Genomic DNA, 14563 nt, shown 5'->3' with positions numbered 1-14563 from the left:
GCAGAGCCCTCCTTATTTGATGCCCGATTTCGTCGCTTCGTAGGTAATCTTGCCCTGGTCGATTTCTTCCATCGCAATGGAGACGACTTTCGTCGTTTCTACGTCTACGAGGGGTTCGTCACCATCTACGAGCTGGCGTGCCCGTTTAGCAGCCAGGGTAACGAGGGTATATTTGCTATCTACGTGTTTCATGAGCGATTCGAGGGTCGGTTTAATCAACATAATGGCATCTCTCCTATTTTTTGTATAAATCTCGGACGGCCGCAATCTTTTGTGCATTACGCGACGTCTTCAGCGCTTCGGCTGTCAAAATAGCCGCGGCCTGGTCAATGGCAACCTGCAGGTCGTCATTGACGATGAGGTAATCGTATTTTTCAATCCACGCCAGTTCGTCACTGGCTTTGGCCAAACGGCCACAAATGGTTTCTTCCGCATCCGTATGACGGCTGCGCAGACGGTTGGCCAGTACGTCCATGCTCGGCGGCACGATGTAAATCAATAAGGCCTGGGAATAGCGCTGGCGTACCTGCATAGCCCCTTGGATGTCGATTTCCAGCATCACGTGGTGCCCCTTTTCGAGCTGGTCAAAGACGTATTTCTTCGGTGTACCGTAGTAGTGGTCATAGACCTTGGCGTGTTCGAGAAAGGCATCTTCTGCGAGCAATTCTTCGAAATGGGGATTATCTGTAAAGAAATAATTCACGCCGTCCGTTTCACCCGGCCGGGGAGCACGGGTAGTCATGGAAATGGAGTACTCTATTTGGGGAAAGCTCTGGCGCAGGGCGTCACAGACCGTTCCTTTACCGGCACCTGACGGGCCCGATACGACGATGAGCAATCCGGGATCTTGCATACTATTACTTCCTTTCTTCTTCATCCTGCAGTTCCTCTATTTCTATTTCAGTGTCTGCCACTGCATCCTCGCCGACAGGCACGATGCGATGGGCAATGGTTTCCGGCTGCAGGGCCGAGAGTATGACCTGGCTGTTGTCCATAATGAGGACAGACCGGGTCTTGCGGCCAAAGGTAGCGTCGATGAGCGTATTCCGTTCCCGCGCTTCCTGCATAAGGCGCTTGATTGGCGCCGATTCGGGACTGATAATCGCTACGACCTTTTCACCCATGACCATATTGCCAAAGCCGATATTTAGCAGGTTGAAATTCATATAGCTCACCTACTCTATGTTTTGTACCTGTTCACGGATCTTTTCAATTTCGTTTTTCAGCTGCAGGACCGCTTCCGTTACGGCCAAATCCTGCGCCTTGGAACCGATGGTATTCGTTTCACGGTTCATTTCCTGAATGAGGAAATCGAGCTTCCGCCCTACAGCGTCGTGTTCTTCCAAAAAGCCCTTTAGCTGGACGACGTGACTGCGGAAACGGACGATTTCTTCCGTAAAATCGACTTTATCAGCATAAATAGCCACTTCTTCGAGGAGACGGTCCTGATCCGGTACGCTGGACGCCTTTTCAAAGAGAGAAACAATGCGACGGCGCAGCCGTTCTTCATACTGCCGTAAAATGATATCGCGGCGGCTGGCAATGGATTCGATGAGTTCCGACATCTTAGCCGCACGGCGCAAGAGATCGATACTGATCTGCTTCCCTTCGGCTTCGCGCATGGCCGTCATACCTTCCAATGCCTTGTGCAGACTTTCTTCAAAAATGGGACGACAGGCGTCGATATCGACAACAGGCTGTTCCTGAATGAACCAATCGGAATTCAGGGAAATGATTTCCGATAAGCGCGGCGGTTCGTGATCAAAGAGTTTATCCTTCGCTTCGGCCACTGCCTGACGGCAGGCAGCGAGAGCCGCATAATCAATACGCACTTGCGGAGCCTGGGTTTCCAGTTCCTGAACCGTGACAAAGACATCGACTTTGCCGCGAAGCAGTACGTCCTTGATGCCCTTGCGGATGACGTCTTCGAGCGCCAAATAAGCGTGGGGCATACGGATATTCAATTCTAAAAAGCGCTGATTAACGGAACGCATTTCAATGGTCACCGATAAGGTACCATTGCTCGCCGTGCCAGCGCCAAAACCGGTCATACTTCGCACAATTTACGACCTCCTTTTGTTCGTGTTCTTACTCAATGCTTTATTATACGGCAAATAGCGCTCTTTTTCTAGTCCATACGCCGACTTTTGTCACCATACGTGAAAAAGAATGCCCTTTGTTTCTCTTATGAGGCTTACTGCTTTTTGTTGTAGCGCGTCCACGCATCGGCAATGGCAGCGAATTCGTCTAAGGAGAACGTTTCGCCCCGCCGCGAGCCTTCAATGCCGCAATCGGCCAGAATAGCGGCAACGCCATCCTTGCTGACGCCGGCAGCCTTGAGAGTATTGGCAAAGGTCTTGCGGCGCTGGGAAAAGGCCGCTTTGACGACCTGGAAAAAGCGTTTTTCTTCCATGACGGAAACGGGCGGTTCCTTGCGCACGTCCAGGCAAACCACAGCCGACGTGACTTCCGGTGCCGGCATAAAGGCCTTGGGCGGAATTTCAAAGATGATTTCCGGCTGCGTGTAATACTGGACGGCTACGGACAGGGCGCCATAAATGCGGCTGCCAGGGCTTGCCGTCATGCGTTCGGCCACTTCCTTTTGCACCATGACGACGAGCCGTTCCATAGGCAGCCGTTCTTCGAGCAGCGTCATGATAATCGGCGTCGTAATGTAATAGGGCAAATTGGCGCAGACCTTAAAGGGTTTATGGCCCATGAGTTCGGCAATATCCGTCTTCAAAATATCGCCGTGAATAATGCGCACGTTGTCATAATGTTCGAGAGTCTTATCGAGAACCGGCAAGAGGTGGCTGTCGATTTCCACAGCCGTCACGGCGGCACCCGTTTCGGCCAAGGCCTGGGTCAGCGTGCCGATGCCGGGGCCGATTTCCAGGACCGGATCACCAGGCTTCAGGTCTGCCGTGTCGGCAATCTGGGCAACCACGTCCGGACGGATGAGGAAATTTTGGCCCAGGCGCTTGTTCATGTGCAGGCCAAAGCGCTTGACTACGTATTTGACGACTTCCAGTGTGGCAAGATTAGCATCCTTCATGGTTTACCTCCTCAAGGGCCTGGTCCCATTCTTCCCGGCTAATGCCGTAATGGTTAAGGCGGCGTAAAAACTGTTTGGCATTGCCGTAGCCAATACCTAAAATCGCGCCTACGGCAGCACGGCGGTCAGCTGCGTCGGCACTCCCGCTCAGGCCGGCTGCCTGCAAATCACTGGCCGTAAAGGTTTCTGCCGGTTCAAAGACGGCACAGCGCGTTTTTTCCAGGGCCAGGCGGATTGCTTCAGGTGACGCCTGTTCTACGCCCAGGTCGTTATTGGCAATGGCATCCTTGCGGGGAATAAAGGCCTGGCGGGCCTTGGGGAACCGTTCGGTCAGGAATTTGCGGATCCGTTCGCCGGCGCTGTCCGGGTCCGTAAGGATGATAATGCCCCGTTTTTCGTAGGCAATAGCAATCTGCTTCAGCGTGTCCGGCCGCAAATTAAAGCCATCTGTCGTGATCATATCGGCTTCGATATGGCTGGCCCGGATGCGGGCGACGTCACTGCGGCCTTCGACGACGAGTACTTCCTTAATCATGGCCTTCTCCTTCACTATTTTCCATAATATACTGGGCAGCGCTCATGACGGCCAGGACATTATGTTCAAAGACGATGCCCCCTTGAAGATACATGACGTACGGCGGGCGGATCGGGCCGTCGGCAGACAATTCGATAGACGAGCCTTGGACGAAATCGCCGGCCGCCATAATGATCTTATCGGCATAGCCCGGCATGTCGTCCGGAATCGGCGTGACGTGAGCGTCTACAGGCGAAAAGGTCTGAATGCCCTGGGCAAAGAGGCACATGTTCTTTTCGTTTTCCAGGAAAATCGTCTGGATCAGATCGGAACGGGGCGTTTCGTACGACGGCGACACCTTAAAGCCCAGGCGGTCGAAGACGGCGGCGGCAAAGACCGCACCCTTAATGGCCTGCGCCGTCACGTGCGGTGCCATGAAGAGGCCCTGGAAAAAGAGGCGGTAGCCATAGGCATAGGAACCGAGTTCGCCGCCGAGCCCCGGTGCGGTCAGGTAATCAGCCGCTGCGTCGACCAGATTAGCCTTGCCGGCAATGTAGCCGCCTGTCGGGGCAATGCCGCCGCCCGGGTTTTTGATGAGGGAACCGGCAATGATATCGGCACCGGCTTCGAGCGGTTCTTCTTCGGCAGCAAATTCGCCGTAGCAATTGTCGACGAAGCAAATAGTCTGGGGGCTCACGCTCTTTACGGCCGCCGTAATCTGGCGGATATCGTCAATCGTGAGGGACGCACGGGAGCTATAGCCGCGCGAGCGCTGGATCAGAACCAGCTTCGGCTGCTTTTCCTGGCACACCGTGCGGATGCCGTCCAGATCGTAGGCGTTAGCCTTGAGGGCCACTTCTTCATAACGGACGCCCTTTTCCTTGAGGGAACGCGGCGTTTCCCGGGCATAGCCAATGACGCCTTGCATCGTATCGTACGGTGCGCCAATGAGGGAAATGAGCAGGTCATCCCGGTCTAAGAGGGCGCAGAGCACCGTCGCCAGCGTATGCGTACCGGACACGAAATGAGGCCGTACGAGGGCCTTTTCGGCGCGGAATACGCGGGCGTACACTTCGTCGAGCTTTTCCCGGCCCAAATCGCTGTAGCCGTAGCCTGACGTACCGGCAAACTGGTACGACGAAAGCTGGGCGTCGCGATAGGCGGCGAGCACCTTCTGTGTATTGTGCAAGCTGATCGTATCGATATGAGCAAATTGTTCCGTACAAGCAAGCAGTGCTTCTTGGCGGATTCTTTCCAAAGCAACTGAATCCATGAGTTTCTATTCCTTTCCTGTGGGTTTCCTGCCCACGCAGTCATTATTTTATATAGAAAAGTGCCAATTGGCACGTCGTTTTATGGTCTTTCTGTCCGGGCCAGCCAGGCGTCTGTTTCGGTGAGAACGGCCCGGGCCAGGGCGTCTTCGCTGTCGTATTCCTCTTTGGCAAACCAGTGAATGTAGGGCATGCGCTTAAACCACGTCAGCTGCCGCTTGGCAAAATGCCGGGTCCGCGTCTTGATCGTAGCCGCTGCTTCGTCTAAGGTCAGCTCGCCGTGTACATACGCCGTAAGCTCGGCGTAGCCAATGGCCTTCATGGCCTGGCAAGCCGGATCGACACCGGCGGCGAGAAGGCGTTCTACCTCTTCTACCCAGCCCTCTTCAAGCATGACGTCAATGCGCGTTTCAATGCGTTCATAGAGAACGGGCCGCGGCAGGCTGAGACCGATGACGTACGCCGGCCAGGCCAGGGTGCGGTCCTTACCAGACCGGACAAAGGTACGGCCTTCGCCCTTTTCAATAGCCACCATGAGGCGCACGAGGCGGTGTTCGTTCGAGACCAGCTCGTGCCAGTCCGGCGCTTCCCACTCCGTCTGCTGACGGATATAGGCAATAAGCTCTGCCTCGCCCATAGCGGCAATGCGCTCCCGCGCTGCCGTGCGGGCTGCCTCATCAACAGCGCTGCCGTCGAAGGTAAAGCCTTCGAGAAAGGACTGGACGTAAAGGCCCGTACCGCCGACGAGAACAGGCACCTTGCCTTGGCGCTGCAAGGCGTGGGCGACGTCGCCGGCCATAGCGCAAAAACGGGCCGCCGAATAGGCTTCACCGGGCTCGGCAATATCGATGAGGTGGTGCCGGAAACGCAAAAGCTCTGCCGCCGTCGGTTTTGCCGTACCGATATCCATATGGCGGTAAATCTGATAGGCGTCACCGGAAATGAGTTCCGTCCCATAGTGGTCTGCCAAGTGAAAACTCAAGGCCGTTTTACCTACAGCCGTAGGCCCGACGATGGCAATAATCTGTTCCATAGCTTATCTTACCTTTCTATAACGGCGTAACGTACGCGGCTGTAGCGGCCGCCGTGCAGTGCAGCCTGGGGAAAGGCTGCTACCAGTTTCTTTAGGAAGCGGCCCTTGACGACGACCTTCGCGGCCCGCATCAGGGCCAGGCGGATCGTTTCCGCCGTAAGCGCGTCGTGATCGAGAAGGTCCCGTACAGGCGTAAACTGGCAGCTGCCGGCCACGGGCTTTTGAAACATGGGATCGAAATAAATAATGTCGTAATCCCGTCCGGCCTGAGCCAGGTAATCGCCATAGGTGCCGCACGTCAGGGAAATACGCCGCAGCGCTGCCGTAACGTCGTCTTTTTCGTGGACGAAGTGTCTAAAGCCCCAGCCCGTCACGGCGGCCATCTGGGGAATCGCCTCTAAGGCCTCTACCGTTGAGCCCGCAGGCAGGCCGAAGGAGGCTACGATCGAGTCGGCGCCAAAGCCGCACGTGCAGTCCAGGAGCCGTACCGGCCCGGTCGCACCAAAGGCCTCGAGGAGGTGGTCCGGTTCGCCACGGCGCAGGTTTTGAATGCGCAGCTCGGCCATATTGAGGCTGAAGAAATGGCGTCCTTCCGGCCGTTCGATGACCGGTCCCTGCGTCGTATAGACGAGGAGGTTATCTTCGCCGTAGGCCTGCCAGAGCTCGGGCACCGTCCGTTTTTGCCGCGTCACGAAGGTAGCGCCCAGGGATGCGGCCCAGGCCGCAGCTTCTGCCTGCAAGGGTCCTTTCGCTTTTAATGAAGGCGTAACGTAGAGCATAGGCTGCCTCACGTCCGCTTGAAGAGCCGTGCCAAATCAGCTGGTGTAAAGCGCACGATAATCGGCCGGCCATGGGGGCACACGTAAGGCGTTTCCGTATGGAACAGGTCATCTAATAGCTGCTTCATCTGCCGGATATTGAGGGTATCACCGGCTTTGACGGCACCGTGGCACGATAAGTAGGCCAGGGAACGATGGCGCAGTGTAGCCTTATCGGCTACGTTATTTTCCCGCAGGAGACGGCAAATATCCTGGAGGGAATCGGCAATATCACTAGTCTCTAAATCGCACGGCACTTCATCGACGCGCAGCGTTTTCGGGCCGGCTACGGAATAGCCATAGCCTAAATCCTGAAAGACCTCTTCCCGTTCCTGCAGGAAGGTCATATCGTCTTCGTCGACGTCGACGAATTCCGGCGTCAGGAGCTGCTGGCTCGGCATATCCTCTGTGCGGCGGCAAAACGTATCGTAACGAATCCGTTCGTGTGCTGCATGCTGGTCGATGAGATAGAGATCCTGCCCCTTCTTGGCAACGATGAAGCAATCGGCTACTTCCCCTAAGGGAATGAAGACGTCGGCATCGCCGTCAAAGACGATCTGCGGCAAAGGCTGCTCTGTTTCTCCCTCTGCCTTGGGTTCCGTACCGATCGGTGTCTGGGCAGCAGCTCCGTTTTGGTACAAAGCCTGGCTGAAGCGTTCCTTCTCTTCGGCTGCCGGTGGCCGGTGTAAATCCGGTAAGGGCGGTACGGCCGGACGCTGGGACGCGCTGCCCCGGGAAGCCGGAAAAAGTGTCGTTTCCTGATGGACAGGTTTTGCTTCGCTGGTCAAGATGGGTTCCACTGCAGCTGGACGTTCCACCGTTGCTGCTGGGGAAGCTGCCGGCGTATCCGGCCAGCCTGTCCCTGCCGTTTCCCGAATAACGGCCTGCCCAGCCGGCCTTACTGTATCTGTTACACCTGGCAAAGGCGCGTGCTGCTCAGCGGCAGCCGGCGCCACAGGCGTTTCGTTGACGACGGCCTTCGGCGCCTGGTAATGCGTAACCGGCGCGGCGATCTGCTCAGGCTTTTCCTGTTCCAAAAGGGCTGTGACGATGCTGTGGTAGACGGCGCGGTAAATTTCCTGCTCATCGGCAAACTTGATTTCCGTTTTAGACGGATGCACGTTGACGTCAATACTCGCCGGATCGACGTGCAGGTGCAGGACCGCAAAGGGATAGCCCGACTTCGGCAGCATGGCGTGGTAGGCGTTGTCGATGGCCTTGAAAAGGAGCGGATTATGAATAATACGCTGGTTTACGAGGCACGTCTGCCAGGCCCGGGAGCTTTTGAGAACCGACGGCTTGCCGGCGTAGCCTTCGATGACAATGTCGTCGTGATCGTAGGTCACCGGGAAAATTTCTCGCGTCAGCTGGGCACCGTACAGATCGGCAATGGTTTCCTTGAGCTTGCCACTGCCGCCGCTGCGCATGGTCGTACGGCCGTTATTGATGAACGTAAAGGCAATGGCCGGTTCAGCCAAGGCCAGCTTGGTGAGCATTTCGCTAATGCGGGAGCTTTCCGTCCGTTCGCTCTTTAAGAATTTGCGCCGTGCCGGCGTATTGTAAAAGAGGTCGCGCACTTCCATGGTCGTACCGGCGGCAGCGCCGATTTGTTCATCTTCCTTGACTTCGCCGCCTTCGAGGACCAAGTGCGTCGCAAAGTCATCGTCCGGCCGGCGCGTCGTAATTTGAAAATGGGATACAGCGGCAATACTCGGCACGGCTTCGCCGCGAAAGCCTAAGGACGTAATGGCAAAGATATCCTCTACCTTACTGATTTTGCTCGTAGCGTGGCGGATAATGCACTTACGCGCATCTTCGGCGCTCATGCCCGAGCCGTTATCGGTAACGCGGATATAGGCAGCGCCACCGGAGGCAATTTCGACCTCAATGGACGTCGCCCCGGCGTCGATGGCGTTTTCTACCAATTCTTTGACGCACGACGCAGGCCGTTCGACCACCTCGCCGGCGGCAATTTTATTGCGCGTTGCTTCATCGAGCAGATTAATAACGGAACTCATACGCTGCCACTTCCTTCCTTCGCTTCTTTTTGCAGGGAATACAAAAAGGAAATTGCTTCAATGGGCGTCATAGCCGTGACATCTACATTGATCAGCCGGTCCAGGACAGGATTGGCAAAGAGGCTGCCCTCGAGCGGTCCGGTGCTGGCCTTCCCTGACGGGGCCATAGGCGTTACTGCAGGCCCGCCTTGGGATTCAAGCTCTTCCAGGATTACCTCGGCCCGCTGCAGGAGTTTTTCCGGCAAACCAGCCAGCCGGGCTACGTGCAGGCCATAGCTGCGGTCCGCCCCGCCGGGGACAATGCGGCGCAGGAACTTGATGCTCTTGCCCCGTTCCTTTACGGCGACGGTATAGTTCTTGATCTTTTCCGAATCGTCGGCCATGGCGATCAGTTCATGATAGTGCGTAGCAAAAAGTGTCAGCGCATGGACATGCTGCAGGCAGTATTCGATGACCGCCCTGGCAATGGACATGCCGTCAAAGGTGCTCGTGCCGCGGCCGATTTCATCGAGGATGAGCAGGCTGTGCGGCGTAGCGTGCTTGAGGATATACGACACTTCCTTCATTTCTACCATAAACGTACTCTGTCCCGTGAGGATATCGTCGCTGGCCCCAATACGCGTAAAGATGCGGTCTACCGGGCAAATGGACGCGTCCCGCGCCGGAATGAAGGAGCCTGCCTGGGCCATGAGGACCAAGACTGCGACCTGGCGCATGTACGTCGATTTGCCGGCCATATTAGGACCCGTAATGACCAGTACCTCGTGGTCCTGGTGATTGAGGGTTACGTCGTTTGGCACAAAAAGCTCATCACGCAGGAATTTTTCGATAATCGGGTGGCGGCCGTCGTGGATAGTGATGCGGTCGTCACCGTTCAGGCTGGGCCGCACGTAGCGGTTATCGTGAGCCGTCGCGGCGAGGCTGCACAGGCAGTCTACCTGGGCAATGGCCCGGGCCGTAGCCTGCATGGCCGGAATATATTGCTGTACGGCTTTACGGATTTCCCCAAAGAGCTGGTATTCCAGGGAGAGCATCCGTTCCTGGCTGGTGAGAATCTTGACTTCAAATTCCTTCAGCTCCGGCGTAATATAGCGTTCGGCATTGACCAAAGTCTGTTTGCGCACGTAATAGTCCGGCACCGGTTTCGTATTGGCGTGGGAAATTTCGAAATAGTAACCGAAGACCTTCGTATAGCCGATTTTCATCTTAATGCCCGTCTTTTCCTTTTCCCGTTCTTCCATTTCCTGGAGGAAGGCGTGGCTGTTGGCAGCAATGGCACGGATTTCATCGAGATCGGCGTTAAAGCCGTCGCGGATAACGCCGCCATTGCGGATGACCAGGCCCGGATCGTCCTTGATGCCACGGCTGAGGAGGTCATAGACTTCAGGATGCTCCGACAGGGAACTATTGAGGCGCTGCAGGAGGTCGCTGTGGGCGCCGGCGAGAACGCTCTTTACAGCCGGGATGACGCTCAGGGATTCGCGCAGGGCCACCATGTCCTTCGGGCTGGCTGTACCCGTTTCGATGCGCGTCAAAATGCGTTCGAAATCATAAATCCTGTCGAGGGACGCGTTCAGGTCCTGGCGCATGATTTCCCCTTGGACCAGTTCTTCTACGGCGTCCTGCCTACGCGTAATGTCGGCAATGCGCACGAGAGGCGCTTCCAGCCATTTGCGCAGGAGACGGCCGCCCATGGCGGTCCGCGTCTGGTCGAGGACGTCGAGAAGTGTCCCCTTGCGGCCGCCATCGCGGACGTTTTGCGTAATTTCTAAATGGCGCAGGCTGGCTGCGTCGATGACCAGACGCCGGTCGTTATCGATGCGTTCCAGACGGTTGATATGGGAAATATCCGATTTCATGACGTCCTGCACGTAATCGAGGAGCAGGCCAATGCAGCGCGTAGCCGAGGCGGCAGCGCCTAAGGCGTCAGCTGCAAAGTGCGCCCGGGCCAGTTCGTCGTAGTCCTTTTCCGCTGACGGCTCGAGCTTGGTGACGGCACATTGGGACATATGGCCCTTGACGTACGCCAGGACCGTTCCTTCGTCCTTACCGAGATCGGCATAAATGAGCTCGCTTGGCACGTAGACCGAGAGGATATCAAAGAGCGTATCCTCCAGGACCGACGCGGCGCACAGGGCCCACAGGCATTCGCCGGTCGTCACGTCCATCAGTGCCAGGGACAAGAGGTCGTCCTTTTCTGTGACGCAGGCAATGTAGTTGTTTTGCTTCGACGCCACGGCATTTTCCAGGGTAATCGTCCCCGGTGTAATGACCTTGATGATCTCCCGCTTGACGATGCCCTTGGCCAGCTTCGGGTCTTCCATTTGCTCGCAAATAGCGACCTTATAGCCCTTGTGCACGAGCCGTTCAATATACGTATCGGCCGAATGGAAGGGCACGCCGCACATAGGTGCCCGGTCCTTCCCTTCACCGCCCCGGCCCGTCAACGTCAGGTCCAGTTCCCGCGACGCCGTCAGAGCATCGTCAAAAAACATTTCATAAAAGTCACCGAGACGGAAAAATAAAATTTTATCCTTGCATTGTTCTTTGACTTCCAGATACTGCCTCATCATGGGAGTCATTTTTGCTTTTGTTTCCGGCAAAGTCCCACTCCTTTCCCAGCTTTCCTACTTCTGTAAATGGCCCTTGAGGACCCACGTCTGGCCTTTATCGACGACAACCGGAACCGTATCGCCAATAGCCGTCGTACCGTCGTTTTCCCAGATGATCATCTTGTTGCCTGTCGTACGGCCAAACCAGTTGTGTGCATCGTTTTTCGTCGGCCCTTCGACGATGACGTCGTAGACCTTGTTTTCCATAGCCTTGTTCTTTTCCAGGCTGTAGACATTCTGTACATCCATGAGGCCCTGCAGGCGGCGGCTCTTTTCTGCCTGGTCGATCTGGCCATCCATGCGGGCTGCCGGCGTGCCAGTGCGCGGCGAGAACATGAACGTATAGGCCATGTCGTACTGGCAGCGCTTGAGGAATTCCAGCGTATCCAAATACATGCCTTCCGTTTCGCCGGGGAAACCGACGATGATATCCGTCGTCAGGACCAGGTCGGGAATGCGCTTACGGGCATAGTCGACGAGTTCCATATAATGTTCTACTGTATAGCCCCGGTTCATGCGTCGCAGGAGCTCGTCGTTGCCACACTGAATGGGCAAGTGCATGTGGTTGACGACCTTCTTGCATTCAGCAATGGCGTCGATGGCGTCAAAATTCATATCCTTTGGATGGCTCGTCATGTAACGCACCCGTTCGATACCGTCAATCTTGTCAACCTGGCGCAGGAGTTCGGCAAAATCGATTTTCCCGTCCAGATCCTTGCCGTAGGAGTTGACGTTCTGGCCGAGGAGGGTGATTTCCTTATAGCCGCCGGCTGCTGCCTGTTTCACTTCTTCTAAGACGGCGTCCATGGGACGGCTTACTTCGCGGCCCCGTACGTACGGCACGATGCAGTACGTACAGAAATTATTGCAGCCGTTCATGATGGGAATCCAGGCAAAAAACTTGTGGAAGCGCTTCGTCGGTAAATCGTGAAAGGCCGGTGCGCCCATATCAGCCGACAAGAGGTGACGGCCCTGGGCCTGCCGTTCCGTAATCATGTCGATGAGTTTATGTATATTATGCGTCCCAATGACCAGGTCGATATGCGGTGCCCGTTCAAAGAGACGATCCTGCCATTCCTGGGCCATACAGCCCGTAACAGCGATGATCAGATCCGGATTATTCGCCTTTAAGTGCTTCAGTTCGCCAATCTTGCCAAGCGTCTTGTCTTCCGCCGTTTCGCGGACACAGCACGTATTGATCAAAATGACATCGGCCTGTTCCATGTCTTCCGTCGGACCGTAGCCCAATTCTTCAAGCTGGCCGGCATAATGCTCAGAATCGCTCTGGTTCATCTGGCAGCCATAGGACAGTATAAAATAAAAACGATTTCCCGTAATATCCATGTAGTTTATCTCTCCAATTCCAAAAAAATACTATTAGAGTTTTACAGTCTATAATACCATAAATGCCAGCCATTGACTAGACAAAAGGCAGGCACCCTGCCATGGCCGGCCCCGCCTGCCGCCTGGTAGCTTGCATTCTTCCGTCAGTTCCGTATACTAAATATATAGGAATGTTATGGACGTTTATTTCTGCAAAGGAGGTCTGTCCATGCTTACACGTTGCAAGAAAGCACTGGCCCTGGTCGCCCTGGCAATTTTTCTGCTTCCCTGTGCTGCCTTAGCGGCGACGCCAGACTACCCTGACCATTTTGCCAAGTATCCGGCGTACAAGCTCGGCTCATCCAGCACAGGCGTAGCCAACTACTTCGACCCGGCGACGATCACCTGCCAAAGCTATGACGCGCCTAACTACGCGCTTTCGGCCTCGGTCATTATGTACTCGTACGAGGCAGACCGGATGCTCAAGTGGCAACGGTATTATTTCAAATACAACTATGCTGAAAATCAGATCTGGGTATCCTACAACGGCTCGACCTATACCGGCCCCATCGATACGACGGTATGGCACTTGTCCAATCTGCAGGACCTGGTCGTCCTGGGCGTCCACATTTGGGAAGAAAATTATGGCATGAAATGGAAGAACCTCTACGGCGAATAATCTCTCTGTCCGCTCCTTGCACCGTTCTCGCGCAGTCACGCACTGTGTCAGGACGGTGCTTTTTTGCGCCTCCGCGCAGCCCCGGTCCCCGTGTGAGACAAATACGAATTATATCATTTTCACTAATTGACGGGATTCTTTCTCTATGCTATACTGCAAATGCAAATGCGAGTAGTTTGCATTTGAAATAATGGAGGTGACTCTCGTGAAAAAATGCTTTATATTTCTCCTTTCCCTCTGCCTCATAGCCGGTCTGGCCGGTTGCGGCGGCACGAGTGAAAAGGCAGCCAATACGGACGGCAAGCTTAAGGTAGCCGTTTCCTTCGACGCCATGCGCGAATTCGTCCAAGCTGTTGGCGGCGACAAGGTATCGATCATAGAAATTATCCCGGACGGTACGGAACCTCACGAATTCCAGCCTACGGCGAAACGGATGAAATTGCTCCACGATGCCAATGTCTTCGTCATGCAAGGCCTCGGCATGGAACCGTGGGCTGAAGCTATGATCAAGGCAGCGGACAATCCGAAGCTCGTCGTCGTAGAAGCCGGTACAGGCGTTTCGGCCATTACCAATACGGACGAAGATGAAATCAAGGAACACGGCCAATACGACCCCCACGCCTGGCTCAGCCCGTCGTGCGCCCAGATTGAAGTACAAAATATAGCCGACGGCCTGGCTAAAGCCGATCCGAAAAATGCCGGCTACTACCAGGCCAATGCCAAGGCCTATAAAGAACAGCTGCAAGCCCTGCAAAACGAATACACTCAAAAATTCAGTGCCTTGCCGCATAAGGATTTCGTTACGGGCCACGCAGCCTTTGCCTACCTGTGCCGCGACTTCGGCTTAGAACAAAAGAGCGTCGAATCGGTCTTTGCTGCAGGCGAACCGACGACCAACCAAATGAAGGAACTCGTCGACTATTGCCGTGACAATCACGTAAAGACCATCTTCTCGGAAGAGCTCGTAAGCCCGAAGACATCGGAAACCCTGGCCCGCGAAGTCGGTGCCAAGGTACAGCCCATTCACACCATGGAAAGCAGTGAAGGCGGCGCTACCTATCTCGACCGTATGAAGGAAAACCTGCAGCGCATTTACGAAAGCCTGCAATAAGCTCTTACACGGAGGTGCGGACAAAAAGTTGGACCTGACATGATCACTAAATGTCAGGAGGTTTAAAATGTATTCTTATGAAAAACGAATGAAAGCAGTCCTGTTGCATCGAGACGCAGGTATGGGACT

Annotated in this window: 14 protein-coding genes; 2 read left to right on the top strand and 12 right to left on the bottom strand. The window is 55.2% G+C overall.

The annotated features are described in order from the left end of the window. Window positions 1-12: 12 nt before the first annotated feature. From rpoZ to miaB, 12 genes are all read right to left on the bottom strand, one after another. Window positions 13-222 (bottom strand): DNA-directed RNA polymerase subunit omega, encoded by a 210-nt coding sequence (gene rpoZ / locus H8J70_RS06490; RefSeq protein WP_186503049.1) that lies wholly within the window; start codon window positions 220-222, stop codon window positions 13-15. Between the two features lie 13 nt (window positions 223-235). Next, window positions 236-853 carry a guanylate kinase gene (gmk, locus tag H8J70_RS06485; RefSeq protein WP_186503048.1) on the bottom strand — a complete coding sequence of 206 codons (618 nt, stop codon included), beginning with the start codon at window positions 851-853 and terminating at the stop codon, window positions 236-238. 4 nt (window positions 854-857) lie between these two features. Then, window positions 858-1166 carry an extracellular matrix/biofilm regulator RemA gene (gene remA, locus H8J70_RS06480; protein WP_186503047.1) on the bottom strand — a complete coding sequence of 103 codons (309 nt, stop codon included), beginning with the start codon at window positions 1164-1166 and terminating at the stop codon, window positions 858-860. A 9-nt stretch (window positions 1167-1175) separates the two neighbouring features. Continuing rightward, window positions 1176-2051 (bottom strand): YicC/YloC family endoribonuclease, encoded by an 876-nt coding sequence (locus H8J70_RS06475; protein WP_186503081.1) that lies wholly within the window; start codon window positions 2049-2051, stop codon window positions 1176-1178. A gap of 143 nt (window positions 2052-2194) precedes the next feature. After that, window positions 2195-3055, bottom strand: coding sequence for a 16S rRNA (adenine(1518)-N(6)/adenine(1519)-N(6))-dimethyltransferase RsmA (gene rsmA / locus H8J70_RS06470; RefSeq protein ID WP_186503046.1), 861 nt, complete (start codon window positions 3053-3055; stop codon window positions 2195-2197). Next, on the bottom strand, window positions 3042-3590 hold the full coding sequence (gene rnmV / locus H8J70_RS06465; protein WP_186503045.1) for a ribonuclease M5: 549 nt from the start codon (window positions 3588-3590) through the stop codon (window positions 3042-3044). The genes rsmA and rnmV overlap by 14 nt, the downstream gene beginning before the upstream one ends. Next, a complete protein-coding gene (locus H8J70_RS06460) occupies window positions 3583-4842 on the bottom strand; it encodes a methionine gamma-lyase family protein (RefSeq protein WP_186503044.1) in 1260 nt (419 codons plus the stop codon). The genes rnmV and H8J70_RS06460 overlap by 8 nt, the downstream gene beginning before the upstream one ends. A gap of 80 nt (window positions 4843-4922) precedes the next feature. Further along, entirely contained in the window at window positions 4923-5873 is a 951-nt protein-coding gene (gene miaA / locus H8J70_RS06455; RefSeq protein WP_186503043.1) for a tRNA (adenosine(37)-N6)-dimethylallyltransferase MiaA, read from the bottom strand. Window positions 5874-5881: 8 nt separating this feature from the next. Next, window positions 5882-6652 carry a class I SAM-dependent methyltransferase gene (locus tag H8J70_RS06450; RefSeq protein ID WP_186503042.1) on the bottom strand — a complete coding sequence of 257 codons (771 nt, stop codon included), beginning with the start codon at window positions 6650-6652 and terminating at the stop codon, window positions 5882-5884. 8 nt (window positions 6653-6660) lie between these two features. Then, window positions 6661-8709, bottom strand: coding sequence for a DNA mismatch repair endonuclease MutL (gene mutL, locus H8J70_RS06445; protein ID WP_186503041.1), 2049 nt, complete (start codon window positions 8707-8709; stop codon window positions 6661-6663). Then, on the bottom strand, window positions 8706-11282 hold the full coding sequence (gene mutS / locus H8J70_RS06440; RefSeq protein WP_186503080.1) for a DNA mismatch repair protein MutS: 2577 nt from the start codon (window positions 11280-11282) through the stop codon (window positions 8706-8708). The genes mutL and mutS overlap by 4 nt, the downstream gene beginning before the upstream one ends. A gap of 54 nt (window positions 11283-11336) precedes the next feature. Then, window positions 11337-12665: a tRNA (N6-isopentenyl adenosine(37)-C2)-methylthiotransferase MiaB gene (gene miaB, locus H8J70_RS06435; protein ID WP_186503040.1), complete on the bottom strand. Its 1329-nt coding sequence runs from the start codon at window positions 12663-12665 to the stop codon at window positions 11337-11339. Between the two features lie 208 nt (window positions 12666-12873). On the opposite strand from miaB, the gene H8J70_RS06430 reads away from it, so the two are divergent. Next, window positions 12874-13323: a hypothetical protein gene (locus tag H8J70_RS06430; protein ID WP_186503039.1), complete on the top strand. Its 450-nt coding sequence runs from the start codon at window positions 12874-12876 to the stop codon at window positions 13321-13323. A gap of 190 nt (window positions 13324-13513) precedes the next feature. Continuing rightward, window positions 13514-14434 (top strand): metal ABC transporter substrate-binding protein, encoded by a 921-nt coding sequence (locus H8J70_RS06425; RefSeq protein WP_186503038.1) that lies wholly within the window; start codon window positions 13514-13516, stop codon window positions 14432-14434. The last annotated feature ends 129 nt before the right edge of the window (window positions 14435-14563 follow it).

The sequence above is a fragment of the Megasphaera hominis genome, assembly GCF_014269395.1.
GTDB lineage: Bacteria > Bacillota > Negativicutes > Veillonellales > Megasphaeraceae > Megasphaera > Megasphaera hominis.
Note: the sequence above shows the minus strand (reverse complement) of the source record. Positions and strands in the feature narration are given on the sequence as shown.

Excerpts from the sequence above, each read along its gene's own strand:
- miaB (WP_186503040.1), bottom strand. The coding sequence starts at position 12,665 with ATGGATATTACGGGAAATCGTTTTTATTTTATACTGTCCTATGGCTGC.
- rnmV (WP_186503045.1), bottom strand. The coding sequence starts at position 3,590 with ATGATTAAGGAAGTACTCGTCGTCGAAGGCCGCAGTGACGTCGCCCGC.
- rpoZ (WP_186503049.1), bottom strand. The coding sequence starts at position 222 with ATGTTGATTAAACCGACCCTCGAATCGCTCATGAAACACGTAGATAGC.
- mutL (WP_186503041.1), bottom strand. The coding sequence starts at position 8,709 with ATGAGTTCCGTTATTAATCTGCTCGATGAAGCAACGCGCAATAAAATT.
- mutS (WP_186503080.1), bottom strand. The coding sequence starts at position 11,282 with ATGATGAGGCAGTATCTGGAAGTCAAAGAACAATGCAAGGATAAAATT.
- remA (WP_186503047.1), bottom strand. The coding sequence starts at position 1,166 with ATGAATTTCAACCTGCTAAATATCGGCTTTGGCAATATGGTCATGGGT.
- H8J70_RS06450 (WP_186503042.1), bottom strand. The coding sequence starts at position 6,652 with ATGCTCTACGTTACGCCTTCATTAAAAGCGAAAGGACCCTTGCAGGCA.
- H8J70_RS06430 (WP_186503039.1), top strand. The coding sequence starts at position 12,874 with ATGCTTACACGTTGCAAGAAAGCACTGGCCCTGGTCGCCCTGGCAATT.
- H8J70_RS06475 (WP_186503081.1), bottom strand. The coding sequence starts at position 2,051 with ATGACCGGTTTTGGCGCTGGCACGGCGAGCAATGGTACCTTATCGGTG.
- miaA (WP_186503043.1), bottom strand. The coding sequence starts at position 5,873 with ATGGAACAGATTATTGCCATCGTCGGGCCTACGGCTGTAGGTAAAACG.
- rsmA (WP_186503046.1), bottom strand. The coding sequence starts at position 3,055 with ATGAAGGATGCTAATCTTGCCACACTGGAAGTCGTCAAATACGTAGTC.
- H8J70_RS06425 (WP_186503038.1), top strand. The coding sequence starts at position 13,514 with ATGGAGGTGACTCTCGTGAAAAAATGCTTTATATTTCTCCTTTCCCTC.
- H8J70_RS06460 (WP_186503044.1), bottom strand. The coding sequence starts at position 4,842 with ATGGATTCAGTTGCTTTGGAAAGAATCCGCCAAGAAGCACTGCTTGCT.
- gmk (WP_186503048.1), bottom strand. The coding sequence starts at position 853 with ATGCAAGATCCCGGATTGCTCATCGTCGTATCGGGCCCGTCAGGTGCC.